General features: G+C 72.1%; 2 protein-coding genes. Both read left to right on the forward strand.

Annotated features, from left to right (window positions below; all coding sequences use genetic code 11):
* The coding region (locus AC1D01_RS34995) for a TonB-dependent receptor domain-containing protein (protein WP_477874162.1) at positions 1-937 on the forward strand (937 nt) is incomplete at its 5' end.
* A gap of 94 nt (positions 938-1031) precedes the next feature.
* Positions 1032-1314 (forward strand): cation transporter (locus AC1D01_RS35000; RefSeq protein ID WP_477874164.1); only part of this gene is annotated, 283 nt, incomplete at its 3' end.

A 1314-nucleotide genomic window follows, 5' to 3' on the forward strand; every position in this document is an offset into this window, starting at 1 on the left:
GCGCACCATCGAGCTGTCCGCGCAGGATTTCCTGCGGCTGGGGTCGCACGAGCTGCTGGTGGGCGGCAGCGTGAACACCGACTCGATCTCCGCGCGCGCGGCGGCACTCGATGCCGTCGCCGTGCCGACCGACACCGACCGGCTGCAGGCGTTCGTCCAGGATGAATGGCGCTTTGCCGAGAACCGCGGCTCGGTGGTGCTCGGCGCCCAGGCGCAACGGGTGTTCCGCGCCGGCTTCGTCGACAACCTGTACGCGACCACGCTGCGCCTGCGCTGGGCGGCCACGCCGGACCTGTCGCTGTGGGGCAGCCTGTCGCACTCGGAAACGCTGGCCAACGGCACCCAGGACCTGCGGATCCCGTCGATCGAGGCCGGCCTGCGCTGGAAGGCCAGCCGCGAGCTCCAGGTCAACGCGGCGGTGTACGAGCAGCGCTTCGGCAGCTACCCGGTGCCGGTCACGACCCCGGTCACCCCGACCACGCCGCTGATGGACACGCGGCTGCGTGTGCGCGGCTTCGAGGCCGATGCGCGCTGGCAACCGAGCCCGCAGTGGAGCATCGACGGCTCGATCGACCTGGTGCGCGCGGAGTTCTCGTTCGACAGCGCGGCCCGCTCGCCGCTGGCCACCGAGGTGAACTACTTCGGCACGCAACCGCGCAATGCATTCAAGGCCCGCATGACGTACCAGATCGACGACCGCCGTTCGTTCGAAGCCGGGCTGAGGGCGCGCCCCACGCTCGCCGCCAGCCAGGTGCCCTCGCCCGGGCGCGGCGTGATCGACCTGGCATACCGCCACCGGCTCTCGAAAGGCGTCGAGTTCGGCACCGCGTTGAAGCAGGCCAACCACGACACCGTGGAGGGGTTCAGGCGCCCGAGCATTCCGTTCTCGTACCTCGAACGGCGCACGCTCGCGATGTGGATGTCCTGGGGGGTCTGAGGCACGCGGCGGCGCATTCGGCGCTTCACGGCCCTTGCCGCGGGGTTGATCCGGATCAAGTCGCCACCGCGCCGAAGGCAGGAAACTGCCGCCGGTGACCCTGGCACCCACCTCTGCGGCGACTCCCTCCACGCAACGCGCCGGCCTGCAGCTCGCCGGCCTGCAATGCGGCGCCTGCGCCGGGCTGATCGAGCAGGCGGTGCACGCGGTCGACGGTGCCGGCGCGTGCTGCGTGAATGCCGCGACACACGCCGCGAGCGTCGCGTGGGATCCGGCGCGCACCACGCTCGATGCGCTGGTCGGCGCGATCCGCCGCGCCGGCTACGACGCCGCGCCCGACACGCCCGCCTCCGCCCGCGCGCTGCGCCGGCGCGAAT

It is taken from the genome of Rhizobacter sp. P3_B12 (assembly GCF_056402895.1).